Origin of the sequence: Pseudomonas paraveronii, from assembly GCF_963681955.1 — a bacterium.
GTDB lineage: Bacteria > Pseudomonadota > Gammaproteobacteria > Pseudomonadales > Pseudomonadaceae > Aquipseudomonas > Aquipseudomonas paraveronii.
The window spans coordinates 5,173,180-5,197,637 of sequence record NZ_OY817130.1 but is presented as its reverse complement, the minus strand read 5'-3'; the positions used below and the strand labels follow the sequence as shown (position 1 = coordinate 5,197,637).

General features: G+C 60.5%; 20 protein-coding genes and 2 tRNA genes. 11 read left to right on the top strand and 11 right to left on the bottom strand.

From position 1 onward, the window contains the following. The first annotated feature begins 3 nt into the window (after positions 1-3). The 7 genes from rimM (at position 4) to thrC (ending at position 6,610) form a co-directional block, all read left to right on the top strand. On the top strand, positions 4-540 hold the full coding sequence (rimM, locus tag U5A08_RS23970) for a ribosome maturation factor RimM (protein ID WP_253398603.1): 537 nt from the start codon (positions 4-6) through the stop codon (positions 538-540). Continuing rightward, positions 522-1,295, top strand: coding sequence for a tRNA (guanosine(37)-N1)-methyltransferase TrmD (trmD, locus tag U5A08_RS23965; RefSeq protein ID WP_024077235.1), 774 nt, complete (start codon positions 522-524; stop codon positions 1,293-1,295). Before rimM ends, trmD begins: the two co-directional genes overlap by 19 nt. A 45-nt stretch (positions 1,296-1,340) precedes the next feature. Then, positions 1,341-1,691: a 50S ribosomal protein L19 gene (rplS, locus tag U5A08_RS23960; protein ID WP_054593850.1), complete on the top strand. Its 351-nt coding sequence runs from the start codon at positions 1,341-1,343 to the stop codon at positions 1,689-1,691. Between the two features lie 223 nt (positions 1,692-1,914). Beyond that, the gene (gene xerD / locus U5A08_RS23955) at positions 1,915-2,811 is read left to right on the top strand and encodes a site-specific tyrosine recombinase XerD (RefSeq protein WP_253398601.1); all 897 of its coding nucleotides are present in this window, start codon (positions 1,915-1,917) and stop codon (positions 2,809-2,811) included. Positions 2,812-2,967: 156 nt separating this feature from the next. Further along, positions 2,968-3,699 carry a thioredoxin fold domain-containing protein gene (locus tag U5A08_RS23950; RefSeq protein ID WP_321848897.1) on the top strand — a complete coding sequence of 244 codons (732 nt, stop codon included), beginning with the start codon at positions 2,968-2,970 and terminating at the stop codon, positions 3,697-3,699. Between the two features lie 129 nt (positions 3,700-3,828). Further along, positions 3,829-5,133, top strand: a complete 1,305-nt coding sequence (locus U5A08_RS23945; RefSeq protein WP_247396790.1) for a homoserine dehydrogenase — start codon at positions 3,829-3,831, stop codon at positions 5,131-5,133. A 67-nt stretch (positions 5,134-5,200) separates the two neighbouring features. Beyond that, positions 5,201-6,610, top strand: coding sequence for a threonine synthase (gene thrC, locus U5A08_RS23940; RefSeq protein ID WP_321848894.1), 1,410 nt, complete (start codon positions 5,201-5,203; stop codon positions 6,608-6,610). Between the two features lie 95 nt (positions 6,611-6,705). On the opposite strand, the gene U5A08_RS23935 is transcribed toward thrC, so the two are convergent. Then, positions 6,706-6,927, bottom strand: a complete 222-nt coding sequence (locus U5A08_RS23935) for a hypothetical protein (RefSeq protein WP_253400439.1) — start codon at positions 6,925-6,927, stop codon at positions 6,706-6,708. A gap of 312 nt (positions 6,928-7,239) precedes the next feature. Here U5A08_RS23935 and U5A08_RS23930 point away from each other — a divergent pair, with 312 nt between their 5' ends. Next, positions 7,240-7,524 carry a DUF3509 domain-containing protein gene (locus U5A08_RS23930; protein ID WP_247396797.1) on the top strand — a complete coding sequence of 95 codons (285 nt, stop codon included), beginning with the start codon at positions 7,240-7,242 and terminating at the stop codon, positions 7,522-7,524. Positions 7,525-7,694: 170 nt separating this feature from the next. On the opposite strand, the gene U5A08_RS23925 is transcribed toward U5A08_RS23930, so the two are convergent. Next, positions 7,695-8,564, bottom strand: a complete 870-nt coding sequence (locus U5A08_RS23925; protein WP_321848893.1) for a TIGR02285 family protein — start codon at positions 8,562-8,564, stop codon at positions 7,695-7,697. A gap of 16 nt (positions 8,565-8,580) precedes the next feature. After that, positions 8,581-9,780 carry a CaiB/BaiF CoA transferase family protein gene (locus tag U5A08_RS23920; RefSeq protein ID WP_253398596.1) on the bottom strand — a complete coding sequence of 400 codons (1,200 nt, stop codon included), beginning with the start codon at positions 9,778-9,780 and terminating at the stop codon, positions 8,581-8,583. Positions 9,781-9,928: 148 nt separating this feature from the next. On the opposite strand from U5A08_RS23920, the gene U5A08_RS23915 reads away from it, so the two are divergent. Then, a complete protein-coding gene (locus U5A08_RS23915) occupies positions 9,929-10,471 on the top strand; it encodes a YaeQ family protein (protein WP_247396803.1) in 543 nt (180 codons plus the stop codon). A 57-nt stretch (positions 10,472-10,528) separates the two neighbouring features. After that, a complete protein-coding gene (gene recJ, locus U5A08_RS23910; protein WP_253398588.1) occupies positions 10,529-12,238 on the top strand; it encodes a single-stranded-DNA-specific exonuclease RecJ in 1,710 nt (569 codons plus the stop codon). 117 nt (positions 12,239-12,355) lie between these two features. On the opposite strand, the gene U5A08_RS23905 is transcribed toward recJ, so the two are convergent. From U5A08_RS23905 to U5A08_RS23875, 7 genes are all read right to left on the bottom strand, one after another. Continuing rightward, entirely contained in the window at positions 12,356-13,636 is a 1,281-nt protein-coding gene (locus tag U5A08_RS23905) for a virulence factor family protein (protein WP_253398586.1), read from the bottom strand. Next, entirely contained in the window at positions 13,636-16,278 is a 2,643-nt protein-coding gene (gene mprF, locus U5A08_RS23900) for a bifunctional lysylphosphatidylglycerol flippase/synthetase MprF (protein WP_321848891.1), read from the bottom strand. The genes U5A08_RS23905 and mprF overlap by 1 nt, the downstream gene beginning before the upstream one ends. Positions 16,279-16,546: 268 nt before the next feature. Further along, positions 16,547-16,623 (bottom strand) — tRNA-Met (locus U5A08_RS23895). Between the two features lie 175 nt (positions 16,624-16,798). Beyond that, a complete protein-coding gene (locus U5A08_RS23890; protein WP_321848890.1) occupies positions 16,799-17,923 on the bottom strand; it encodes an ABC transporter permease in 1,125 nt (374 codons plus the stop codon). A 1-nt stretch (position 17,924) separates the two neighbouring features. Then, positions 17,925-20,666: a ribosome-associated ATPase/putative transporter RbbA gene (rbbA, locus tag U5A08_RS23885; protein ID WP_321848888.1), complete on the bottom strand. Its 2,742-nt coding sequence runs from the start codon at positions 20,664-20,666 to the stop codon at positions 17,925-17,927. Between the two features lie 2 nt (positions 20,667-20,668). Next, a complete protein-coding gene (locus tag U5A08_RS23880; protein WP_253398579.1) occupies positions 20,669-21,712 on the bottom strand; it encodes an HlyD family secretion protein in 1,044 nt (347 codons plus the stop codon). A 287-nt stretch (positions 21,713-21,999) separates the two neighbouring features. Continuing rightward, positions 22,000-22,076: transfer RNA gene (locus tag U5A08_RS23875), tRNA-Met, on the bottom strand. A gap of 281 nt (positions 22,077-22,357) precedes the next feature. On the opposite strand from U5A08_RS23875, the gene dinB reads away from it, so the two are divergent. Then, the gene (gene dinB, locus U5A08_RS23870) at positions 22,358-23,416 is read left to right on the top strand and encodes a DNA polymerase IV (RefSeq protein WP_253398577.1); all 1,059 of its coding nucleotides are present in this window, start codon (positions 22,358-22,360) and stop codon (positions 23,414-23,416) included. A gap of 70 nt (positions 23,417-23,486) precedes the next feature. On the opposite strand, the gene U5A08_RS23865 is transcribed toward dinB, so the two are convergent. Next, complete coding sequence (locus U5A08_RS23865) at positions 23,487-24,440, bottom strand: hypothetical protein (protein ID WP_253398570.1); 954 nt, start codon at positions 24,438-24,440, stop codon at positions 23,487-23,489. Between the last annotated feature and the right edge of the window lie 18 nt (positions 24,441-24,458).

Here is a 24,458-nt window from a genome sequence, read left to right as displayed (position 1 = left end):
AATATGAACGCGACGCCAGCTGTTGCTGATGATTTGATCGTTATCGGCAAGATTTATTCTGTTCATGGCGTTCGCGGCGAAGTGAAGGTGTATTCCTTTACTGATCCGACAGAAAACCTGTTGCAGTACAAAACCTGGACGCTCAAGCGCGAGGGGAATGTGAAACAGGTCGAGCTGGTCAGTGGACGCGGGAGCGATAAGTTCCTGGTCGCAAAGCTCAAGGGTCTTGATGATCGTGAAGAAGCTCGTCTTCTGGCCGGTTATGAGATCTGCGTGCCGCGCAACCTGTTCCCTGAATTGACCGACGGCGAGTACTACTGGTACCAGCTGGAAGGTCTGAAGGTTATTGATCAACTCGGGCAACTGTTCGGGAAAATCGATCATCTTCTGGAAACCGGCGCCAATGATGTAATGGTGGTCAAGCCTTGCGCTGGCAGCCTGGATGATCGCGAGCGCCTATTGCCCTATACCGAGCAATGCGTGTTGGCCATCGACCTGGCCGCGGGCGAGATGAAGGTGGAATGGGACGCGGACTTCTAAGCGTGGCTAATTTGCGCATTGAAGTGATCAGTTTGTTTCCCGAGATGTTCTCCGCCATCAGCGAGTACGGCATCACCAGTCGGGCGGTGAAACAGGGGCTCTTGCAGCTCACCTGTTGGAACCCGCGAGACTACACGACGGATCGACATCACACTGTGGACGATCGCCCATTTGGCGGTGGCCCGGGCATGGTGATGAAGATCAAGCCCCTGGAAGACGCGTTGGTTCAGGCCAAGGCTGCCGCCGGGGAGAAGGCGAAGGTAATTTACCTGTCCCCTCAAGGCCGTCAGCTGAAACAGGCGGCGGTACGCGAACTGGCGAATGAGGAAGCACTGATCCTGATTGCCGGTCGCTATGAAGGCATTGACGAGCGTTTTATTGAAGCTCATGTCGATGAAGAGTGGTCGATTGGGGACTATGTCCTGTCTGGCGGTGAGCTGCCGGCGATGGTCCTGATAGATGCGGTTACACGACTGCTGCCTGGAGCTTTAGGGCATGCGGACTCCGCGGAGGAAGATTCCTTCACGGATGGTTTGCTGGATTGCCCGCACTACACCCGACCGGAGGTGTATGCGGATCAGCGTGTTCCCGACGTATTGCTAAGTGGCAATCACGCACACATCCGGCGTTGGCGTTTACAGCAGTCCCTTGGTCGGACCTATGAACGACGCGCCGATCTTCTGGAAAGCCGCTCGCTTTCTGGAGAAGAGAAGAAGCTGCTCGAGGAATACATCCTCGCGCGGGACGATAGTTAACAACGTATCGATGGTAGGTCCATTGACTTACCTTAGGAGCACAGCATGACTAACAAAATCATCCTTGCACTCGAAGCAGAGCAGATGACCAAAGAGATCCCTACCTTTGCCCCGGGCGACACCATTGTCGTTCAGGTGAAAGTGAAGGAAGGCGACCGTTCGCGTCTGCAAGCGTTCGAAGGCGTGGTAATCGCCAAGCGTAACCGTGGTGTGAACAGTGCTTTCACTGTTCGTAAAATCTCCAACGGTGTTGGCGTAGAGCGTACTTTCCAGACCTACAGCCCGCAAATCGACAGCATGGCCGTTAAGCGTCGCGGTGACGTGCGTAAAGCCAAGCTGTACTACCTGCGTGACCTGTCCGGTAAAGCAGCTCGCATCAAGGAAAAACTGGTTTAAGTCCAGCTTCCCGATGCAGAAAGAAAGCAGCCTACGGGCTGCTTTTTTTGTGCCTGGAATTTGTTGGCTGATCCGAGGCCGAGTCGCGGCTATCGCAGGCAAGCCAGTTCCCCCATTTGATTATCAATGGTCATAAAATCGATGCGCGACACAAATCCCATGTGGGAGCTGGCTCGCCTGCGATAGGATCTACCAGACAATCCAGTCGTCAACCTGAGCCCACATGCCCGCCATCGACCACCCTCTGATCGACCGCTTCCTCGACGCCCTATGGCTGGAAAAAGGCCTGTCGGACAACACCCGCCAGGCCTACCGCAGCGATCTGGCCCTGTTCAACGGCTGGCTGCAGGAAAAAAACCTGGAGCTGATCAATGCCGGACGTGAGTTGATCCTCGATCACCTGGCCTGGCGTCTGGAGCAGAACTACAAGCCGCGTTCCACAGCCCGATTCCTTTCTGGTGTGCGTGGCTTTTATCGCTACCTGCTGCGGGAAAAACTCATCGCCCTCGACCCGACGTTACAGGTCGATATGCCGCAATTGGGTCGGCCATTGCCCAAATCCCTGTCGGAAGCCGATGTCGACGCCTTGCTCGCCGCCCCGGACTTGAGCGAAGCCATTGGCCAGCGCGACCGTGCCATGCTCGAAGTGCTGTACGCCTGCGGCCTGCGGGTGACCGAGCTGATCAGCCTGACCCTCGAGCAAGTCAACCTGCGCCAGGGCGTGCTGCGGGTGATGGGCAAGGGCAGCAAGGAGCGGCTGGTGCCGATGGGCGAAGAAGCGATTGTGTGGGTCGAGCGCTACATGCGCGATGCGCGCGGCGAACTGCTCGGTGGGCGCCCCAGTGATGTGCTGTTCCCCAGCCTACGGGGTGAGCAGATGACCCGCCAGACCTTCTGGCACCGCATCAAGCACCAGGCCAAGGTGGCGGGGATCGGCAAGAGCCTGTCGCCGCATACTTTGCGCCATGCATTTGCCACGCATTTGCTCAACCACGGCGCGGATTTGCGCGTGGTGCAAATGCTCCTTGGCCACAGCGACTTATCCACAACCCAGATCTACACCCATGTGGCACGAGCGCGCTTGCAGGATATGCATGCCAAGCACCATCCGCGTGGCTGAAAACCGCCAAATTATCCCGCCACGGGCTGCCCTGCGGCCCAACTGTGGTAGGCTTTGCCGGTTAGCAAAGGGTACGGCGTGACTTGTGATTACAGCCCCGTGTTTTCAGATCGGTGTTCCGCACGCCTGTCCCTGCATCTGCCTTCAGGAGTTCCCATGCGCTTGACCCAGATTATTGCCGCCGCAGCCATTGCGTTGGTTTCCACCTTTGCCTTCGCCGATGACGCTGCCGAGCAGACCATTCGCAAGAGCCTGGCCAACCTGCAACTCGATACACCGATCGAAAGCATCAGTGCCAGCCTGATGGCCGGCCTGTACGAAGTCAAGCTCAAGGGCAGCCGCGTGCTGTATGCCAGTGCCGACGGCCAGTACATTGTCCAGGGCTACCTGTTCCAGTTGAAGGACGGTAAACCGGTCAACCTGACCGAGAAAGCCGAGCGGCTGGGCGTGTCCAAGCTGATCAACGGCATTCCGGTAGCTGAAACCGTGGTCTACCCGGCCATCGGCGAGACCAAGACGCACATTACCGTGTTCACCGACACCACCTGCCCGTACTGCCATAAGCTGCACGCCGAAGTGCCGGCGCTGAACAAGCTCGGTGTGGAAGTGCGCTATGTTGCGTTCCCGCGCCAGGGCCTGGGCTCGCCGGGTGACGAGCAGTTGCAGGCAGTCTGGTGCTCGGCCGACAAGAAAGCGGCCATGGACAAGATGGTCGACGGCAAGGAAATCAAGGCGGCCAAGTGCGCCAATCCGGTTTCCAAGCAGTTTGCCCTGGGCCAGTCCATTGGTGTGAACGGTACACCGGCCATCGTTTTGGCTGACGGCCAGGTAATTCCGGGCTATCAGCCGGCACCGCAAGTTGCCAAACTGGCACTGAGTGCCAAATAAACCAGCATCGTCGAACCTTTGACGATCATGGCCCTTCGATAAGTCGATGGGCCATTAATTGAAAGCCGCGGTTGTGCGGCTGTTTTCCACGGCCGACCTCGCGTCGGCCGTTTCATGGGGAGTTCTTCAGTGAAACCGGTCAAAGTAGGCATCTGTGGGTTAGGGACCGTCGGTGGCGGCACCTTAAACGTACTTCAGCGTAATGCTGAAGAAATTTCCCGCCGTGCAGGGCGCGGGATTGAAGTGGCGCAGATTGCCACGCGTTCGCCAAAGCCTCAGTTCGAAACGACCGGTATTGCGATTACCAACGATGTCTTCGCCGTGGCGACCAACCCTGACATCGATATCGTCATCGAGCTGGTAGGCGGCTACACCGTGGCCCGCGAGCTGGTGCTCAAGGCGATTGAAAACGGCAAGCATGTGGTCACTGCCAACAAGGCGCTGATCGCCGTGCATGGCAACGAGATCTTCGCCAAGGCGCGTGAGAAGGGCGTTATCGTGGCGTTCGAAGCCGCGGTAGCCGGCGGTATCCCGGTGATCAAGGCGATCCGTGAAGGCCTGTCCGCCAACCGCATCAACTGGGTGGCCGGCATCATCAACGGCACCGGTAACTTCATCCTCACTGAAATGCGCGAGAAGGGTCGTACCTTCGAAGACGTGCTGGCCGAAGCCCAGGCCCTGGGTTACGCCGAAGCCGACCCGACCTTCGACGTTGAAGGTATCGACGCGGCGCACAAGCTGACCATCCTCGCGTCCATTGCCTTTGGTATCCCGTTGCAGTTCGAGAAGGCCTACACCGAAGGCATCACCAAGCTGACCACTGCCGACGTGAACTACGCCGAAGCCCTGGGTTACCGCATCAAGCACCTGGGCGTGGCGCGCAGCACACCGGCCGGTATCGAGTTGCGTGTACACCCGACACTGATCCCGGCCGACCGCCTGATCGCCAACGTCAATGGCGTGATGAACGCCGTGATGGTCAACGGTGACGCCGCCGGTTCGACCCTGTTCTACGGCGCCGGCGCCGGCATGGAGCCGACCGCTTCGTCGGTGATCGCCGACCTGGTGGACGTGGTTCGCGCCATGACCTGCGACCCGGAAAACCGCGTGCCGCACCTGGCTTTCCAGCCGGATTCGCTGTCGGCCCACCCGATCCTGCCGATCGAAGCGTGCGAAAGCGCCTACTACCTGCGGATACAGGCCAAGGATCACCCGGGCGTATTGGCCCAGGTTGCCAGCATCTTGTCGGAGCGCGGCATCAACATCGAGTCGATCATGCAGAAGGAAGTCGAGGAGCAGAACGGCCAGGTGCCGATGATCCTGCTGACTCACCGCGTGCTTGAGCAGCACATCAACGATGCCATCACCGCCCTGGAAGCCTTGCAAGGCGTAGTGGGGCCGGTGGTACGGATTCGCGTCGAACACCTGAACTAACCGATTTGTTCCAGGGGCCCCGTGTGATCGGCGGCCTCTGTTCGAGAATGTTTTTGAGGAGCCAGTCATGCGTTACATCAGCACCCGCGGCCAGGCACCGGCCCTGAATTTCGAAGACGTCCTGTTGGCAGGCCTTGCCACCGACGGCGGCCTGTACGTGCCGGAAAACCTGCCACGCTTCACCCAGGAAGAAATCGCTTCCTGGGCCGGCCTGCCGTATCACGAACTGGCGTTCCGGGTGATGCGCCCGTTCGTCACCGGCAGCATTCCGGATGCGGATTTCAAAAAGATCCTGGAAGAGACATACGGCGTGTTTTCCCACAGCGCCATCGCGCCTCTGCGCCAACTGAATGGCAACGAGTGGGTCCTTGAGCTGTTTCACGGCCCGACCCTGGCGTTCAAGGACTTCGCCCTGCAACTGCTGGGCCGCCTGCTCGATTACGTGCTGGAGAAGCGCGGCGAGCGCGTGGTGATCGTCGGCGCCACCTCCGGTGATACTGGCTCGGCGGCCATTGAAGGCTGCAAGCATTGCGAAAACGTCGACATCTTCATCCTGCACCCGCACAAGCGTGTGTCGGAAGTACAGCGTCGGCAGATGACCACCATTTTTGGTGAGAACATCCACAACATCGCCATCGAAGGCAACTTCGACGACTGCCAGGAAATGGTCAAGAACAGCTTCGCTGACCAGAGCTTCCTCAAGGGTACGCGCCTGGTCGCGGTGAACTCGATCAACTGGGCGCGGATCATGGCCCAGATCGTCTACTACTTCCACGCCGCGCTGCAGTTGGGCGGGCCGGCACGTTCGGTGTCGTTCTCGGTGCCGACCGGCAACTTCGGCGATATCTTCGCCGGCTACCTGGCGCGCAACATGGGCCTGCCGATCAACCAGTTGATCGTCGCTACCAACCGCAACGACATCCTGCACCGCTTCATGAGCGGCAACCAGTACGTCAAGGAAACCCTGCACGCCACACTGTCGCCGTCGATGGACATCATGGTGTCGTCGAACTTCGAACGCCTGCTGTTCGACATGCACGGTCGCAACGGCGCTGCCATCGCCGAGCTGATGAACAGCTTCAAGAGCGGTGGTGGTTTCAGCGTCGATCAAGAGCGCTGGACCGAAACCCGCAAGCTGTTCGACTCCCTGGCCGTGGACGATGCGCAAACGTGCGAAACCATCGCTGAAGTCTATGCCCAGACCGGCGAACTGCTGGACCCGCACACCGCTATCGGCGTGAAGGCCGCGCGCGAATGCCGTCGCAGCCTGGACATTCCGATGGTAATCCTCGGCACTGCGCACCCGGTCAAATTCCCGGAAGCGGTGGAGAAAGCGGGTGTTGGCAAGGCGCTGGAGTTGCCGGAACATCTGGCCGACTTGTTCGAGCGCGAAGAACGTTGCACCGTGCTGCCGAATAACTTGAAGGCGATGCAGGCGTTTGTCAGCCAGCATGGCAATCGTGGTAAGCCGCTGTAAGGCCAATTGCTGGCGCTTCGGCGCAGACAAAAACGCCGCTTTCCCTTCCTTGGGTCAGCGGCGTTTTTTTTCTGGCAGGCCCGACAGTGTGCTGGTTACAACAGTAATTTAATGGCCATTCCGGTGATTGAAGCAATTGTTGCGACAACGGCCATCGCTACACCCATGGGGTACCAAAACGTCTCACAGGTTATCTTCAAGGACTCCGCGTTGAGCTTGCCTTGCTCGGCATGCATGCGTGAAATTTCGGCATAGATGCGAGATACGTCAGCATGCATCTTCTCCATCGACGCTTGTTGTTCGTTGTGTTCCACCATCATGTTCATCCTTAGCAATAAGGGCCTTTGACATGCACTTCTAGCTGTGTGACAGCGTGATCAGCGCTTACTGAGTATAGGGTTCACCCTCAGCCGCGCTGCAGGGCGAACCCTGAAACGGCAACCCATTGGGTAAGCAGTTATGTGCGGCCGTTTTTTCGTTGTCATGTTGCAAGCGCATGCTGGATCAAGTCACTCCCTGACGGCTCCATAAAGACGAAAAAGCGAACTTTCCTACGTCACAACCAGTCACTTAGGAGAGAGGCAGCCCCGTTGAAGCGATTGTTCCCGAACTATTGAGTGGTGATCGAAATGGAAAGTATCCGCCTATTGCTCGAAGAAGCGCTGAGCCCTTATCAGGTTACGCTGACCACCGCCGGTGTGCAGGGCGAGTGCCTGGTGACCGTAAAGAATCCTGCCGGTGCTATCGTGGTCGAGCGTGATGTCGACCGGGCGCAACTGACCGACAAGCGCGTGCTGGTGGATGTCGTGGATTGCCTGCTGCGCGACCTGAAAATTGCCGAAGGGCGCCTGGAACCCTCGGTGATCGCCGCCTTGCGCAATGCTGCCCAGACCCGCAGCAGCGCCCTCGCATGAAGAATTGTTTATCCGCGGAAACTTCCTACTGCGTGGCTGGTCTGATTTAGTAACAGCAAGAGCAGACATTGTGCTCCGGTGTTTGTGACTTGCTGTACTGGTCTTTGTAGGCCACGTTTAACCCCGAAGTGTCTCCCCACTCTTCGGGGTTTCTTTTTGCCCGCGATTTATCACGGGGTGGGCGCTTCTTCATAGAATCGCTGATGGTCCAGCAGGTATTGCTCACGCAGGGCCGGGTCGAGCCATGACGCGTAGGAACGTAGCAACTGCGCCTGCGGCAGGTCGCCCAGCAACTGGTTGATACGCGCCATGACCTGGCGCCCCTCGGGCGTATCCGAACAGCCGATATGGATGTGCTGATAGGGCGTGGTGCCGGCAATCGGATAAAACGCCAGCGCCTCGGGATCAATACCTTGCTGCAATGCGTGATAGCGAATTTCGGTCCAGTAACCCAGTACCCCTTCCAGGCGTCCCAGGCGCTGCATTTGCAGCAGGCTGCCCAAGGCGTCGTTGCCGTAGTGCATCACCCGATTGTGCGTGTCGCCATGCCGCAACATGCCGTCGATGAATGGCCCGTAACTGCGCTCGGCGATGATGCCCAGGCGTGTGCTCCTGTCCCGTAGCATCGCTTCCAGGTCGACCTTGCCTTGCGCAACAAAGGGCGCCAACACGTCCCGGTTTTGCTGGCGGACGACCACGCCATTGCTCACCACGGAAAACGCCTGGTCGGAATATACAATCCATTGGGTCCGCTCCGGCGTCCACATCAGGGTAGGGTCGCAGGTGAGGGAGGGCGCCTGGAGCATCTGCATGCTCCGGGCACGGTTGACGTGCTGGACCTGGTGCTGATACTCCGGCAGGTGCTCCATCAGCATCGGCAACAATTCGTCGATGGCGCCCTGGCCTTTTTGCGGACCGTCGAAGATCGTCAGTGGTGGCAGGTCTCGCACCAGCCAGATCAAGGTTTGCGCCGCCTGGGTCGGCAGCGGCAAAAGTCCCAGCAAAGGGGCGCACAGGCGCAACAGCCAACGGCGAGCCACTATCTTGAGCGCACCATCAGATCGCTCCTTGCTCACGCAAGCGGATGATGGCAGCCGCGTCATAGCCCAACTCTCCCAGTACCACGCTGTTGTGTTCGCCCAGTTGCGGCCCCACCCACTCACAACTGCCCGGCGTGTCGGAGAGCTTGGGCACGATACCTGGCATCTTGAAGGCCTTGCCGTCGGGCAGTTGCGCGTTGAGGAACATTTCCCGCGCCAGAAATTGCGGGTCCCCGAGCATGTCTTCGGCGCTGTAGATGCGGCTGGCCGGCACCTCAGCCTTGTTGAGCTGCTCGATCACGTGTTCCAGCGATAGCGAATTGACCCAGCGATCAATCACGCCATACAGCTCGTCGCGGCGCTCGTCACGCCCGTCATTACTGGCCAATTGCGGGTCGTTGGCCAAATCCTCGCGGCCGATGGCGGACATGAAGCGTTTGAAGATCGCATCGCCATTTGCGCCGATCTGCACATGCTTGCCGTCCGCGCTGGTGTGGATCGAGGACGGTGTGATGCCGGGCATGATGTTACCGGTGCGCTCGCGAATGAACCCGAACACATCGAACTCCGGGATCATGCTTTCCATCATGGCGAAGATGGCTTCATACAGTGCCACATCAACCACCTGGCCCAGCCCGCCGTTGACCTCGCGGTGTCGCAACGCCATCAGCGCGCCGATCACCGCCCACAGGGCGGCAATGGAATCGCCGATGGAAATACCGGTGCGCACCGGCGGGCGGTCTTCAAAACCGGTGATGTAACGCAGCCCGCCCATCGATTCGCCGACCGCGCCAAACCCCGGCTGATCTTTCATCGGCCCGGTCTGGCCAAAGCCCGAGAGGCGCACCATCACCAGCTTCGGGTTCAGTGCGTGCAGGATGTCCCAGCTCAGGCCGAGCTTTTCCAGGACGCCGGGGCGGAAGTTTTCGATCAGGATGTCGGCGTCCGCCAGCAACTGCTTGAGGATCGCCAGGCCGTCCGGGTGTTTGAGGTTCAGCGTCAGTGATTTTTTGTTGCGCGCCTGCACGAACCACCACAGCGAGGTGCCTTCGTACAACTTGCGCCATTTGCGCAGCGGGTCGCCGCCGTCCGGGGATTCGACCTTGATCACTTCGGCGCCGAACTCGGCGCAAATGCGTGAGGCGAACGGGCCGGCGATCAGGGTGCCGAGTTCGATGACCTTCAGGCCGGCAAGCGGTTTGGCGTTAAACGACATGAGGAACCTTTCATACGCAGCACAGTGGTGTAATGCCTTTTAACATAGCCGAGGGGCGCAGGGATAAGGATGATGCAGCGCAGCATTCGTTGAATAGCCTCGCCATCGGTTAGACTGCCAGCCTTTTCCTGTCTCTAGAAGTCCGTTCATGGCCCAGCCGTCCACGACCTACAAATTCGAACTCAACCTCACCGACCTCGATCGCTCGGTGTACGAGAGCGTCAAACAGACCATTGCCCGCCACCCTTCGGAAACCGAAGAGCGCATGACCGTGCGCCTGCTGGCCTACGCCCTTTGGTACAACGAGCAACTGTCGTTCGGCCGTGGTCTGTCAGATGTAGACGAGCCAGCCCTGTGGGAAAAAAGTCTGGATGATCGGGTTTTGCACTGGATCGAAGTTGGCCAGCCCGATGCCGACCGCCTGACCTGGTGCTCGCGTCGCACCGAACGCACCAGTCTGCTGGCTTACGGCAGCCTGCGTGTGTGGGAAGGCAAAGTGGTTCCGGTGGCGAAAAACCTGAAAAACGTACACATCGCTGCCGTACCGCAAGAAGTCCTCGAGACCTTGGCCAAGGACATGCCCCGCGTGATCAAGTGGGATGTGATGATCAGCGAAGGCACGATCTTCGTCACCGACGACCGCGGCCAGCACGAAGTGCAACTGCAATGGCTGGTCGGCGAGCGCGGTTGAGCTAGCGCTTGAAGCCTGCCGCTAATATTTCCCCTACAGAGAATTCCCCTGCGTCCCATGCGTATCGATCCCCGCCCGTTACCCGCTGTCCTGCCGTTTCTCGGTGAACTGCCACCGCTGTTGACCCGCCTCTACGCCGCGCGCGGGGTAGAGACGGAGGCCGAACTGGACAAGAGCCTGGCGCGGTTGATCCCTTATCAACAACTCAAGGGCATCGACGCGGCGGTAGACCTGCTGGTGACGGCCTTGGAGCAACGCCAGCGCATCCTTATCGTCGGCGACTTCGACGCCGATGGCGCCACCGCCAGTACGGTGGGCACCCTGGGCCTGCGCTTGCTCGGTGCGGCCCATGTCGATTACCTAGTGCCCAACCGCTTCGAATACGGCTACGGCCTGACGCCGGAAATCGTCGCCGTGGCCCTGCAGCGCCAGCCGCAGTTGCTGATCACCGTGGATAACGGCATCTCCAGCGTCGAAGGCGTGGCGGCAGCGAAGGCGGCGGGGCTCAAAGTGCTGGTGACCGACCACCACTTGCCGGGGGATGAATTGCCGGCGGCGGACGCTATCGTCAACCCCAACCAGCCGGGCTGTGAGTTTCCCAGCAAGGCGCTGGCCGGGGTCGGGGTGATCTTTTATGTATTGATGGCCCTGCGTGCCCGTTTGCGCAGTTTGGGGTGGTACGAGAACAAACCGCAGCCGAACCTTGGCGAGTTGCTCGACCTCGTCGCCCTCGGCAGCGTCGCCGACGTGGTGCCGTTGGACGCCAACAACCGCATCCTGGTACACCAGGGCCTGGAGCGCATCCGCGCCGGTCGCGCGCGGCCGGGGATCAAGGCGATCCTCGAAGTGGCCAAGCGTGACCATGCTCGCATCACGTCCACCGACCTCGGTTTTATCCTCGGGCCACGGCTCAATGCCGCCGGTCGCCTGGACGATATGAGCCTGGGCATCGAATGCCTGCTCACCACGGATTTCGCCGCCGCACGGGAAATGGCCGCGCAACTGGACGGCATGAACCAGGACCGCAAATCCATCGAACAAGGCATGCAGCGCGAAGCCCTGGCCCAGCTCAAGGACTTGCCGCTGGAGTCGATGCCGTATGGCTTGTGCCTGTTCGACCCGGAGTGGCACCAAGGCGTGATCGGGATTCTGGCGTCGCGCATGAAAGAGCGCTATTTCCGTCCGACCATCGCCTTTGCCGACGCCGGTGATGGCCTGCTCAAGGGCTCAGGCCGCTCTGTGCAGGGCTTTCACATCCGCGATGCGCTGGCGGTGGTGGCGAGCCAGCATCCCAACCTGATCAGCAAATACGGCGGCCACGCCATGGCGGCCGGCCTGACATTGCCCGAGGCGAACTTCCCCTTGTTTGCCGAAGCCTTTGATGCCGAAGTGCGTCGGCAACTGCGCGAAGAAGACTTGACCGGGCGGCTGTTGTCCGACGGCACCCTGGCGGTGGAAGAGTTTCACCTGGAGTTGGCGCGCGCGCTGCGGCATGCCGGCCCATGGGGGCAGCACTTCCCCGAGCCGTTGTTTCATGGGGTGTTTCAGCTGGTAGAGCAGCGTGTGGTGGGAGAGCGGCACCTGAAAGTGGTGCTCAAGAGCGAATGCGGGTCAGTGAAACTCGACGGTATTGCGTTTGGGGTGGACCGTGAGGTCTGGCCGAACCCGACCGTGCGTTGGGTGGAGTTGGCCTACAAGCTCGACGTGAACGAGTTCCGTGGCCAGGAAACCGTGCAGTTGATGATTGCGCATATCGAACCGCGCTAGTTCCAACCCACACCACAAACCAATGTGGGAGGGGGCTTGCCCCCGATAGCGGTATGACTGACCTATCGCTATCGGAGCAAGCCCCCTCCCACATTGGGTTTTGCGTACAGCGTAGAATTACTCGGTCTTGGCCTGGTGCTTGACGATGATATCCACCAGGCGCTTGGCCAGCGCCGGGTAGTTCTCGTCGAAGTGGTGCCCGCCTGGTAGTTTTATCGCTTCGCCCACGGCGGTCTTGTCGGTGCAACCGCTCTCGTCGACCTCTTCGGCACCGTAGATGCACACCACCTTGTCCGCCGGTAGCTTGGCCATTTCCGGGCCGGTCGCGGCTTCTTTGCCGGCGTTGCCCAGCCAGCCTTCCACTTCGATTTCAAAGCTGCCGGTGCGTGCGAACGCCAGCAGGATGATTGCGTCGACGCGCTGCTGCTCGTTTTCCGGCATGCGGTTGTAGATGGCCGGCAATACGTCGGCGCCGAACGAATAACCCGTCAGCACAAAGCGCTTGGTGCCCCATTTCTGCCGATAGTGCTGCATCAGCTCGCTGAGGTCTTTGGCGCTTTGCTCCGGGGTCTTGTGCTGCCAGTAGTAGCGCAGGGTGTCGATGCCTACGACCGGGTAGCCGATCTTGGCCATTTCACCGGCGACGTCGCGGTCGAGGTCACGCCAACCGCCGTCACCGGAGAGGAACAGGGTCACGGTGTCCTTGGCCTGGCCGGCGGGGACTTCCACGACCGGAATCGCCAGGCCGCCGTTGTCCGACCCCACCAGTTGCTTGCGCAGTTCGTTATTCAGCACTTGCGGGTAGTGAATGTCGTAGTCGCTGATGCTGGTGGTGGCGCGGGGTGTGTCGCGCACGAAACTGGCGCTTTCATCGTCAGGGTTGTCGTTCCATGCCACCAGCCAGTTGCCGTGGGCGGCGGTCTTTGGCAGTGGGTCTTTACAGCCTTCCTGTACCAGGGCGAAGCCGACGGAGATGGCATTGGCCTTGTCGTTGTTCTGTGTGGCCAGCCAGCGCCAGGCGAGGGCGGCGCCAGGGCCGATGCCGCTGACCAGCGTCGCGGGGCCCTTGAGCTGACTCAGGGCGCCTTGCAGTGCCTGTTGCTGCAGCGTGCAGTCATCCTTGGGCAGGATCACCTGGACGATTTGCGCTTTGCCGCCCTGGCTCAGGGCAATCAGTTGGCTGTCGGTCAGGGTCTCGTCGGCCATTACCGCCACGGCCACGCGGGCTTTGGGGGTGCCGGCGGGGGTCACGCGGGTCATCACCGAGCCATCGGCCTGGGGCAACTGCTCCAGGGTCGGCTGCGGGGCAGGGCGGTTCCAGTACCAATAGCCGCCGCCCAGGGCTACGGCGAGCACCACCACAGAAGCCAATACATACCGCCAGGAGCGTCGAATCATCAGCGTTTCACCAATCCAGTCAAGCCGCCCGCGATCAGGGCGGCGGTATCGGCCAGTGCCACCAGCGGATCAAGTCCTGCGGGCACGGCCATGTAACGGGGTTCCCAGTCAGGCTGGAACTTGTCTTTGAAGCGGCGCAAACCTTGGAAGTTATACAGTTGCTCGCCACGACGGAACACCATCGAGCCCAGGCGTTGGGTCAGCGGCGCGCCACGGCGAGGTTGCAGGCCCGACAATGGCACCATGCCGAGGCTGAAGCGAGCATAACCATGATTCTTATAGTGTTGAATCAGGCCGACCATCATGAATTCCATGGTCAACTTAGGCGCGTCGGGGTGGGCGCGCATCAGGTCGAGGCTGGCCAGGTCGTGGTTGTAGGTCTCAAGCAGGTTGGCGAAGGCAACCGGGTGCCCTTCGAAGCGAATGATCGCGATGCGAAAGTGCTTGAGGTAGTCGTCGCTGAAACGTCCCAGGGAAAAGCCCTTTTCCCGCACGTTTTTGCCGGTCAGCCAGGCGTCGGAAATGACCTTGAGTTCGTCCATCGGCGCCGTGCCCGGTTCGTGGATTTCCAGAGACAAGCCGTCCCGGGTTCCACGGTTCCAGGTGTAGCGCAAATCCTTCATCTCTTTGCCCTTGGCTTCCAGGTCAAAGCGTTTCAGGTCGACGCGAGCTTCTTCGCCCAGCTTGATCGCGGTCAGGCCGATGTCCATGTAGTACGGCAGGTTTTCCGCGCGTACCTGGTAGAACACCGGGCGCGCATGGTGGATGTCGCACAGGTCGCGGAACTGCCAGATCATCTCGGCACGGGGTTGGGTCGGGCCGATCGGGTCGTACAGGGCCACCAGGCTGCGCCCGCGACGGGCGTACATCAGGAAGGCTTCGTCGTTGGGGTGGAACAGCAGCGCCTTGTCGCCGGTCAGCGCCAGGCCGCCGTCGGGTTGCGATGAGGCCATCAGGATCTTGGTGGCGCGTTCCAGTTCTTCGGCTGTCGGCAGGTGAATCACCGGGCGCGCGGTACGCAGTAGCCAGGTCAGCGACACGATCACCAGCAGCACCGCAGCCCCCAGCAGCGAGCGCAGGCCGCGCGGGGCGTTGGCGTCGAGGGTGAACTGCCACCACAATTGGTGGCTATACGGTACATCTTGATAGGCAAACAGCAGCAGCCAGATAGACGCTCCCAGCACGCACACACTGGCCACCAGGTACAGCGGCGAGAACGGCAATTCAGTCAAGCGGCTGGCGCGGTAGAAGGAGCGGCGGAAGATCGCCAGCAACACCGCAGTCATGGTCATCAGGCTGGCTTCTTCCCAGTCGAAGCCCTTGAGCAGTGAGAGCAGGGCGCCGGTCAGCAGCAGCACCATGGTCAACATCCAGGCCGCCGACAAGCGTCGACGCAGACCCTGGGCCAACAGCAGGCACAACACGCCGATCAGGCTCGCGCCAAAGTGCGAGGCGTCAATCAGGCGGTGGGGAATCAGGAAGCCGATGTTTTCCAGGCGTGAGTCGATCTCCGGCGTAGCGCCGGAAAACAGCAGGACCACGCCGGACAAAAAAACCAGTACGGCCAGCACCGGCGCTGCCAGGCCCGAAGCCACGCGCAGACTCTGCTGGGTCTGGAACAGGCGCTGGGCCTCGTTGATCAACAGGAACACACAGGCGATCAGCAGCGGCAGCACCACATAGATCATGCGATACAGCAGCAGGGCGGCGGCCAATGGCGCGGCACCGAGTTTGTCGGCAAAGGCCGCGAGCAGGATCGCCTCGAACACCCCGACGCCACCCGGCACATGGCTGAGTACGCCGGCGGCCAGCGCCAGCAGGTACACCAGCAGGAACGGGCCGAAGGGTGGCGCTTCCGGTAGCAGCATATAAAGGACGGTGGCGGCAGCGGCGACGTCCAGGGCGGTGATGATCAGTTGCAGGAGCGTCAGGCGCCGACCGGGCAGGCGCAGGGTGCGACGGCCAATCTTGACCAGCAGGTTGTCCGGGTAGGGTTGTTCTGGCAGGCGCCAGCGATAAATACCGATGCACAGCGCGGCCGACAGCAGCAACACGGCACCGGAGATAGCGCCGAGCAAGCCTTGCGACACATGCAGGGCAGCGGAAGCGGCGGGCAAGTTGCTTAAGGTGGCCAATGCAGCCAGCGGCGGCAGGGCGCAGCCCAGTGCGAGGCTGGCGAACACGGTCATGTGGGCGACTTCCGAAGCCCCGATGCCATGGCGCGCATATAAACGGTAACGCACCGAACCGCCCGAGAGCATCGACAGGCCAATGGCGTTGCCGATGGCAAAGGCGGTAAAACCGCCGAGGGCGAGGGTCTTGGCGGGCAGTTTCACCCCGGCATAGCGCGCGCCGGAAAACTCATAGCCCAATAGAATGATGAAACCGCTGATGGCGGCAGCTAACGCGCCCAGCAAGGCCGGCTTGGGCACTTCCAGGATCGAGTCGTGGAGGGCGTAGAGATCCAGTTCCAGCAGCAGGTGTCGGCAGGCGATCAGGGCGATTGCGAACAGCAGCAGCGTCACGGCCAGCCCGATGGGTTGCCGATACTTGCTTAACAGATCCAGCCAGCGCAAACGGGTGGGAGTGATCGGTTGTGTCGCTGTGACGGAGTCTTGTGGTTCAGACGAGTTGGCGCGCATCAATCACCTCGTGGATTGTGCGCGACAGGATGGGGGTATCCAGCCAAGTTACCAATCCCTATGGACAAAATAATTACAAATATTAACGCGGATCACCGGATGCGGCGACTGCGGCCATTGGTCGTAGAAGGATTAAGCCTAGCGTGCGATGAAATGGACTCCACGAACCGTCTACGGTTTCATGAAAGATGCCATGCCATTGTTTCAGAAGAACTTTTTTTGCCGGATACAAAAAAGGCCACTCTTTCGAGTAGCCTTTTTTGATGTTTGGTTGCGGGAGCCGGATTTGAACCGACGACCTTCGGGTTATGAGCCCGACGAGCTACCAGACTGCTCCATCCCGCGTCTGTGGGCGGCATTCTACAGCCAAGCGGCGGGGTGTCAACCGTTAATGGGCCGATGGGTCAAATAAGTGTGAATTGACCGTTGAATCTCGACTATGTGGAGTAAGTGCGCGTAAGGGAAAGGCTTTTTGTCGGACAATCGTCTCGACCTAAAACAGGCCGGTACAAGAAAAGGCTTACCGCAAGGTCGCAACGGACTGACGGAACAGCAGCAAACTCGCCGCGAGAAACGTCACGCCCATCACCAGGACCGTAACGAACTCTTTCCAGACGATATCGAGGCCCGCGCCTCGATACACGATCGCCTGCATGAAGCTCACATAGTGCCGCGACGGGAAAAACCACGTTACGTACTGGACCCATTGCGGCTGGCTCTCGATCGGCGACATGCCGCCCGACAGCATCATCATCGGCATGACGGCCATCATCATCAGCAGGGCAAATTGCGCCATGGTGCGGGCGAGGGTGCCGAGGAAGATGCCGATCGCTGCCGTGGCGAAGATATAGATGAGGGTGCCGAGCAGCAGGACACCGCGCGAGCCGGCAATCGGAACGTCGAGGAGACCCTCGACCACGAATAACAGCGAGCAGATGAAGCCGACGAAGATCACCAACCCGCTCGACCATACTTTGGCGAGCGCTATCTCGAAGGCCGTCAACGGCATCACCAGCAGGTGCTCGATCGTGCCGTGCTCCCGCTCGCGCAAGAGCGCCGCGCCGGTCAGGATAATGATCAGCATCGACAACTGATCGGCAAGGCCGACGATCGCGCGGAACCAGGATTGCGTGCCGTTGGCATTGAACGCGCGGCGGATGACGAGATCCGAGGAGAGCCCGGTGGTTTGCGCCATCTCCTGTCGGTAGCGCGTGACCTCTTCGCTCACCATGTTCTGGATATAGCCCGACCCCAATGACGCTTGCTGGACTGCGGTGGCGTCCGCGTTGACCTGGACTTCAATGTCGCGCCCCTTGCGCACATCCGCTTCAAAGCGCGGAGGAATGACGACGACGAGGGTGTAAAGACCGTTGTCCATGCCGCGATCGATGTCGGCGGCGCTGATCATTTTGGCCGCCTGGAAGTACGGGGGATAGAACAGCCCGGCAATCGATCGCGACAGGCTGGAGTGGTCCTCGTCGACGATCGCCACGGAGGCATTGTTGACGGTCTCGCCGGCTCCGGTCGACTGCATATAAATGCTGAGGCCGAAGGAATAGATGATGAAGAGGATCATCATCAGGTCCTTCGAGAGGGTGCGCAGATCTTTGATGCCGAGCCAGAAAATGTTGGAGAGACTCTGCATCTTATTTCTCCTGTTTGCGCAGGAGCAGCGCGGACAGCAATAAGAAGGCCGGGCAAAACAGGGTCAGCGCGAGCAGATCGTTAACCATGTCGGTGAAGCCAAGTCCCTTGGTGAACGCACCGACACTCATGTGCATGTAATAGCTCGTCGGCCAGAGGTACCCCATGAGGCGAGCGCCGCCCTCAAGCGTCGAGACGGGTTGCATCATGCCGGAGAACTGCATGGTCGGCAGCATCGACAGCACCGCTCCGGCGAACACCGCTGCGACCTGGCTCGAGGTGAAGGTCGAGATGAACAGCCCGTAACCGGTGGCCGCCGCCACATAGAACAGCGCGCCCAGGGTCAGTGCGAGACCGTCGCCCTTCAGCGGAACATCGAAGATGAATAGCACGGTCGCGGTCATGATGAAGAAATTGATCATGCCGACGCCAATATAGGGCAGTTGCTTGCCGACCAGGAACTCCAGGCGCGTCGTGGGTGTGGCATAGAAGTTCGTGATCGTGCCGATCTCCTTTTCGCGGGCAACGCTGACCGCTGTGAGAATGGCGAGAAACATCATGAGCAACATCGCCGGCACGGCCGGCCCGATCGCATAGATGCTCTCGGCCGTCGGGTTGTAACGGTTGCGGATCACGATGCTGGTCGTCGGTTTCGTGCTCGCTACGTCGCTGGACTGCCGTTTTCTCTCTTCGGCGAAGAGATTGTGCGCCGATTCCACGTAACCCTCGATGGTCGCGGCGCGCGAGGTGTTGGCGCCGTCGATCCAGGCCGACACCTGCCAATCCGAGTCGCGCTTTACCAAGCGCCCGAAGCCAGGTGGAATTTCGAGGGCCAGTGTGATGTCGTTCGACTTCAGGCGCCTTTGCATTTCGTCGACGCTGTGGATCGGCGTCTTTTCGATGAAGTATCGAGAGCTCGAGTAATTGGCGAGATAGGCTCTGCTCTCCGGCGTGTCGTCGTGGTCGAAGGCCGCATAGGTGAGATTGGTCACATCGCTGGAGACGCCGAAACCGAAGATCAACAGCATGATGAGGGAGCCAAGGAAAGCGAAGGCAAGCCGCACCGGATCGCGTACAAGCGACAACGTCTCGCACTTGGCAAAGGCGAGCAGGCGGCGCAGCGGCATGAAGGTCGAGCGGCTGGGCGACAACGCCGCCGCATCCTGCCGGGTCTGCGCTTCGGCATCGGCCACGGGGGGCGCGGGCGTAGACGGCTCGGCAGCCTCGATATAGGCGATGAACGCCTCTTCGAGGTTCGCGCTGCCCTTGGAGGTAATGACGTTTTGCGGCGTGTCGCAGACGAGGACACGACCCGCATGCATCAATGAGATGCGGTCGCAGCGCATGGCCTCGCTCATGAAATGCGTGGAGACGAAGATCGTGACATTGCGGGTTCGCGAGAGGTCGCCGAGCAAGCGCCAGAACTCATCGCGTGCCAACGGATCGACGCCCGAAGTGGGCTCGTCAAGGATCAGCAACTCGGGGTCGTGCACGATCCCCACGGCCAGTGAGAGGCGCTGGCGCACACCGAGCGGCAGCGAGTTCGCTTCGGTGTCGGCATAGTCGACAAGGCCGACATCGACCATGAGCTGGGCGATACGCGCGTTAGCCTGGTCCGGGGCCAGATGAAAAAGGCGCGCATGCAGACGCAGGTTTTGCCGCACGGTGAGTTCGCCATAGAGCGAGAACGATTGCGACATGAAGCCGACGCGCTGGCGGACCGACAGGTCGTTGGCATCGACAGGTTTTCCGCACACCTCGGCCTCCCCCTCGCTCGGTGCCAGTAGTCCGGTCAGCATCTTCATGGTCGTGGTCTTGCCGCTGCCGTTCGAACCGAGGAAGCCGAAGATTTCTCCGCGCTCGATGGCGAAGCTGACGTTATCGACTGCAGTGAAGCTGCCGAAGCGGCGCGTCAGATTCTTCGCGACAATGACCGGCGCCTCGCTGCCTGGTTGGCGTGGCGGAATGACGAAGCGCTGCGCCGTCGATTTTTGCCCCGGCTGCAGGGCGGCAAACACCGCTTCCATGTCTTGCTGGCCGGTCTTCGTGCGCAGCTCGTCCGTAGTGCCGCAGGCAAGCACGCGTGCGTGATCCATCGCGATGAGCCAATCGCATTGGCTCGCCTCGTCCATATAAGCGGTGGAAATGACGACACTCATCGTCGGACGCTCGCGCCGCAGTTCGCTGATCAGGTCCCAGAACTGTCGGCGCGACAACGGATCGACGCCGGTCGTCGGCTCATCGAGAATGAGCAGGTCGGGGTCGTGAATGAGCGCGCAGCACAGGCCGAGCTTTTGCTTCATGCCGCCCGACAGCTTTCCGGCAGGTCGATCGAGAAACGGCAGCAAGCCGATCGCGGCCGCCAGACGCCGTGTGCGTGCTTCACGTTCCGACGCGGACAGGCCGAAGAGGGTGGCGAAGAAGGCCAGGTTCTCGCGGACGCTGATTTCCTGATAGAGGTTTTTACCGAGCCCTTGCGGCATATAGGCAATGCGTGTGCAGACGGAGCGGCGATGCCGGGCATTGCTCATGCTGCCGCCGAGGACCTCGACTGATCCGGTCTGCATCTTCCGCGCGCCGGCGATCAGGCCGAGCAGCGTGGACTTGCCGGCGGCGTCAGGGCCGATGATGCCCGTCATCTGGCCGCTTGGCAGTGCGAGCGAGACATTGTCGAGCGCTAGAACCTTGCCATAGGCATGAGTCGCGTTGGAAACCTCGGCGATCAGCGCTGCGCGAGCCTCCATTGTCAATCCTCGGCATCAACAGGATCGGCCTGAATGCGCTTTTGCAGGGTGTCCGGCCAATTGGGCGGGTTCGGATCGAGGCGCACATAGCCGATGCCGCGGGTCCCCGTTTTCACTTGGTTGAGGTGGCGCGCGATGAGGCTTGGCGGGATGCGCAGCTTGACCCGGAACATCAGCTTGTCGCGTTCGCTGCGCGTCTCGACCTGCTTGGGGGTGAACTGCGCGTCCGGCGACACGAAACTTACTTTGGCCGGGACGGCGAAGTCGGCGCCGTCGAACACAATTCGCGCGGCCGACCCGATCGTTACGCGCATGGCCTGTTCGGAGGGGAGATAAATCTCCATGTAGATTTCGGACAGGTCGATGATCGTCAGCACCTTTCCGCCCGCCGAAACGACTTCCCCGGGGTTGACGAGACGATACAGAACGCGCCCCTGCACGGGCGCCACCAGAATGGTGTCGGCGATCTGGGCGTCGGTCTGATTAACCAGGGCTTGTGCGGCGACGACCGAACGCTCGCGCGCGGTCACGGTCCGCTGCGCGGCGTCGAGAACGGCGCGCGCAGAATCGCGTTCGCCCTGCGCCTCATCGCGGTTGTCCTCACTGATCGCCCCGGTGACGATCAGCTTGAGGGCGCGGCGCAGCTTTGCTTCCTTGAGGGTCAGTTCTGCCTGCCGTTGCACGACCGTCGCCTTTGCCTCAAGCATCGAGGCCTCCTCGGAAGCCACGTCGGCGGCATATTTGGCGCGTTGCGCTTGCAACTCCGTGGTATCGAGGCGGGCGAGCACCTGGCCTTCGGTGACGAGGTCACCTTCCCGGGCCAGCACCTCGCGCACGCGTCCGGCCAACTTCGCGGCGATGTCGATTTGGTCGGATTCGATGCGGCCGTTCCCGGAGACAATGCCCTCGGGCAACTTGCCTTGCTGGCTTTGCCACCAGTACCAGGCGCCACCGGCGCCGGCTGCCAAGACGATGACAAGGATCAGAACAATCCTTGTGACACGCCGCCAAGACCACTTTGCATCGTTACTCGGGCTGGCCGTCATGATCCGATCCTTAAACGTGGGGGCGTGAGGGTCGATTGAGGCGCACACATGCACCTGTCGGGCGGCGAGACGCAAACGTGATCACGTTGTTGCGTGTGAATACCGGCGTTTGCCCATCGTGGTAGACGTTACCAATCGAGGGCTGCACATAACGTTGATCTTTATCAAACAATCGAGCTGAAACCGGGCGCGGCCATCGCCCTCAGTCTTCAGTCGTTAAAGTCGACACAAACGAAAACACCGCCGCGACGGTGAGGTCGTGGCGGTGTTTGACGTGTACTTAAAACTGGTTGCGGGAGCCGGATTTGAACCGACGACCTTCGGGTTATGAGCCCGACGAGCTACCAGACTGCTCCATCCCGCGTCTGTGTGTCGGCATTCTACAGCGGAACGCAGGGGTGTCAACCTATGAATCGAAGAAAAGCGCTTGTGGTTCAATCGCTTACCTCTCCATCACGGTTTGGGAAAGGGCTACGGGCCAGTCGGGCCGAGGCTTTCAGCTCTATTGGTAGGCTGATTTCGATTGAGAAAATAAATCTACCTGGGCTATTTCCTACCGCTTGCGCGGAAGATTCAAACTACTGGTGCTATATACAGGTGTGAGTGCGATACTGACCGCCCGTTGGATTGCACTCCCTTCTATATATGACGCAGCGCAAAATCATCCATGTCGACTGTGATTGCTTCTACGCCGCCATCGAGATGCGCGATAACCCGAGCCTGGCACAAAAGCCCCTGGCGGTGGGCGGTTCGGCGGATCGGCGCGGCGTGATTGCCACCTGTAACTACGAAGCGCGGGCCTACGGGGTGCGTTCGGCCATGTCGTCGCGTCATGCCTTGAAGCTCTGCCCGGACCTGACCATCGTCAAGCCGCGCATGGATGCCTATAAGGAAGCGTCGAAGGAAATCCAGAGCATCTTTCGCGACTACACCGACCTGATCGAGCCGCTCTCCCTGGATGAGGCCTACCTGGATGTTTCCGACAGCCCGCATTTTGGCGGCAGCGCCACGCGTATCGCCCAGGACATCCGGCGCCGGGTCTCCAATCAATTGCACATCACCGTGTCCGCCGGTGTGGCGCCCAACAAGTTTCTGGCCAAGATCGCCAGTGACTGGAAGAAACCCAACGGCTTGTTTGTGATCACGCCGGACCAGGTCGAAGACTTTGTGTCGATACTGCCGGTAAAAAAACTGCACGGCGTGGGCAAGGTGACCGCAGAGAAGCTGGCGCGCATGGGGATCGAAGACTGCCTGCAATTGCGCGAATGGAACAAGCTGGCGCTGGTGCGCGAATTCGGCAGTTTTGGCGAGCGGCTGTGGAGTCTGGCCCGTGGGATAGATGAGCGCGAGGTGCAGAACGACAGTCGTCGGCAATCGATCAGTGTGGAAAATACCTACGATGTGGACCTGCCAGATCTTTCAAGTTGCCTGGCGAAACTGCCTGAACTGATGGAAACCCTGGCTGGACGCATCGCGCGCATCGACAGCAGTTACCGCGCGGGGAAGCCGTTCGTGAAGGTGAAGTTTCATGACTTTACCCAGACGACCCTGGAGCAGGCGGGGGCAGGGCGGGACCTGGAAAGTTATCAACAGCTGATGACCCAGGCGTTCAATCGCGGTGGCAAGCCGGTGCGGTTGCTGGGGATTGGGGTGCGGTTGCTCGACTTGAGCAGCGGTAACGAACAGCTCGAGCTGTTGTGGTAGAACCCGGAAACAAAAATGTGGGAGGGGGCAAGCCCCCTCCCACATTTAGATCTACAGCGTTTTCGAGGGCTCAGCGCGCGCCAGGATCTGCGACGAGTCGCCCCGCATCCTTGGTCAGCGCTTGCAGGAATTCCTGCTGCAACTCTGGATCATTGCGGGTCAGTTCGATCAGGCTCTGTTCCAGTTCGCTGGCTTCTTCCTCCAGGCCCAGCTCCGACAGGCGCTTGACGCGGTGGACCCACTGGCTGACTTCGTCGTCTTCCAGGTCGTCGTAGATCAGGCCGTGGGCTTCCAGCAACTTGCCGCGCAGTGTGTGGCTCACCGCCAGGGTCGAGTCCGAATGCACGTCGTCCTGGCTATCTTCCACGCTGATCTTCAAGGTGCTGATGCGGTTCAGATCCTGCTCGGCGAACGGGCTGTCCAACAGGTTCAGGCGCAGTACGCCGTTGCGGTCGGTGGTCAGTTCATACACTTGCTTGCCCGCGGTGACCTGTACCGGGCGTTCGCTCCAGGGCAGGCTCGAATACTCCACACGCTTGTCGCGCTGGACTTCATCGATCCCCGCCAGGTTCTGTTGCGCGCGCCCATGGGATTGCACGTTCATGAACGGGTTGAGGCCGTCGATGCCGTAGCTCAGCCAATCGTGCGTCATGCTGGTCGGCAGGTTGCCGAGGGCGAAGATATTCGCCACGTTGGCGCCCGCGCCTGCCACCAACGCGACCGCGCCCAGCGGCAGCTCATAGAGTTTGCGCCAGGGCTGGTAGGGGGTGTAGCGGTCGTAACGACGGGTGACTTCGAATTCGGTGACCTCAAAGGTCTTTTGCTCGTGAATGCGAACCCGGCGTTGCGGCAGCTCCAGCACTTTGGGTTCGCCTACATCGATCTGCAGGCTGTGGTCGAGCAATTTACGCTCGACCCGCTCCTCGTGCTCACTGCGTTGCGACATCTGGTTGGCGCAGCCGCTGACCAGCAGGGCGCCGCACAAGGCGGCGCCCCCCAGGGCTCTGGTGTTTCGCTTGAACATGACTTCTCTTGATCTGGT

Excerpts from the sequence above, each read along its gene's own strand:
- U5A08_RS23880 (WP_253398579.1), bottom strand. The coding sequence starts at position 21,712 with ATGACGGCCAGCCCGAGTAACGATGCAAAGTGGTCTTGGCGGCGTGTC.
- rbbA (WP_321848888.1), bottom strand. The coding sequence starts at position 20,666 with ATGGAGGCTCGCGCAGCGCTGATCGCCGAGGTTTCCAACGCGACTCAT.
- U5A08_RS23905 (WP_253398586.1), bottom strand. The coding sequence starts at position 13,636 with ATGATTCGACGCTCCTGGCGGTATGTATTGGCTTCTGTGGTGGTGCTC.
- U5A08_RS23920 (WP_253398596.1), bottom strand. The coding sequence starts at position 9,780 with ATGTCGTTTAACGCCAAACCGCTTGCCGGCCTGAAGGTCATCGAACTC.
- thrC (WP_321848894.1), top strand. The coding sequence starts at position 5,201 with ATGCGTTACATCAGCACCCGCGGCCAGGCACCGGCCCTGAATTTCGAA.
- mprF (WP_321848891.1), bottom strand. The coding sequence starts at position 16,278 with ATGCGCGCCAACTCGTCTGAACCACAAGACTCCGTCACAGCGACACAA.
- xerD (WP_253398601.1), top strand. The coding sequence starts at position 1,915 with ATGCCCGCCATCGACCACCCTCTGATCGACCGCTTCCTCGACGCCCTA.
- recJ (WP_253398588.1), top strand. The coding sequence starts at position 10,529 with ATGCGTATCGATCCCCGCCCGTTACCCGCTGTCCTGCCGTTTCTCGGT.
- U5A08_RS23890 (WP_321848890.1), bottom strand. The coding sequence starts at position 17,923 with ATGCAGAGTCTCTCCAACATTTTCTGGCTCGGCATCAAAGATCTGCGC.
- trmD (WP_024077235.1), top strand. The coding sequence starts at position 522 with ATGGGACGCGGACTTCTAAGCGTGGCTAATTTGCGCATTGAAGTGATC.
- U5A08_RS23930 (WP_247396797.1), top strand. The coding sequence starts at position 7,240 with ATGGAAAGTATCCGCCTATTGCTCGAAGAAGCGCTGAGCCCTTATCAG.
- U5A08_RS23950 (WP_321848897.1), top strand. The coding sequence starts at position 2,968 with ATGCGCTTGACCCAGATTATTGCCGCCGCAGCCATTGCGTTGGTTTCC.
- U5A08_RS23915 (WP_247396803.1), top strand. The coding sequence starts at position 9,929 with ATGGCCCAGCCGTCCACGACCTACAAATTCGAACTCAACCTCACCGAC.
- rimM (WP_253398603.1), top strand. The coding sequence starts at position 4 with ATGAACGCGACGCCAGCTGTTGCTGATGATTTGATCGTTATCGGCAAG.
- dinB (WP_253398577.1), top strand. The coding sequence starts at position 22,358 with ATGACGCAGCGCAAAATCATCCATGTCGACTGTGATTGCTTCTACGCC.
- U5A08_RS23935 (WP_253400439.1), bottom strand. The coding sequence starts at position 6,927 with ATGGTGGAACACAACGAACAACAAGCGTCGATGGAGAAGATGCATGCT.
- U5A08_RS23865 (WP_253398570.1), bottom strand. The coding sequence starts at position 24,440 with ATGTTCAAGCGAAACACCAGAGCCCTGGGGGGCGCCGCCTTGTGCGGC.
- rplS (WP_054593850.1), top strand. The coding sequence starts at position 1,341 with ATGACTAACAAAATCATCCTTGCACTCGAAGCAGAGCAGATGACCAAA.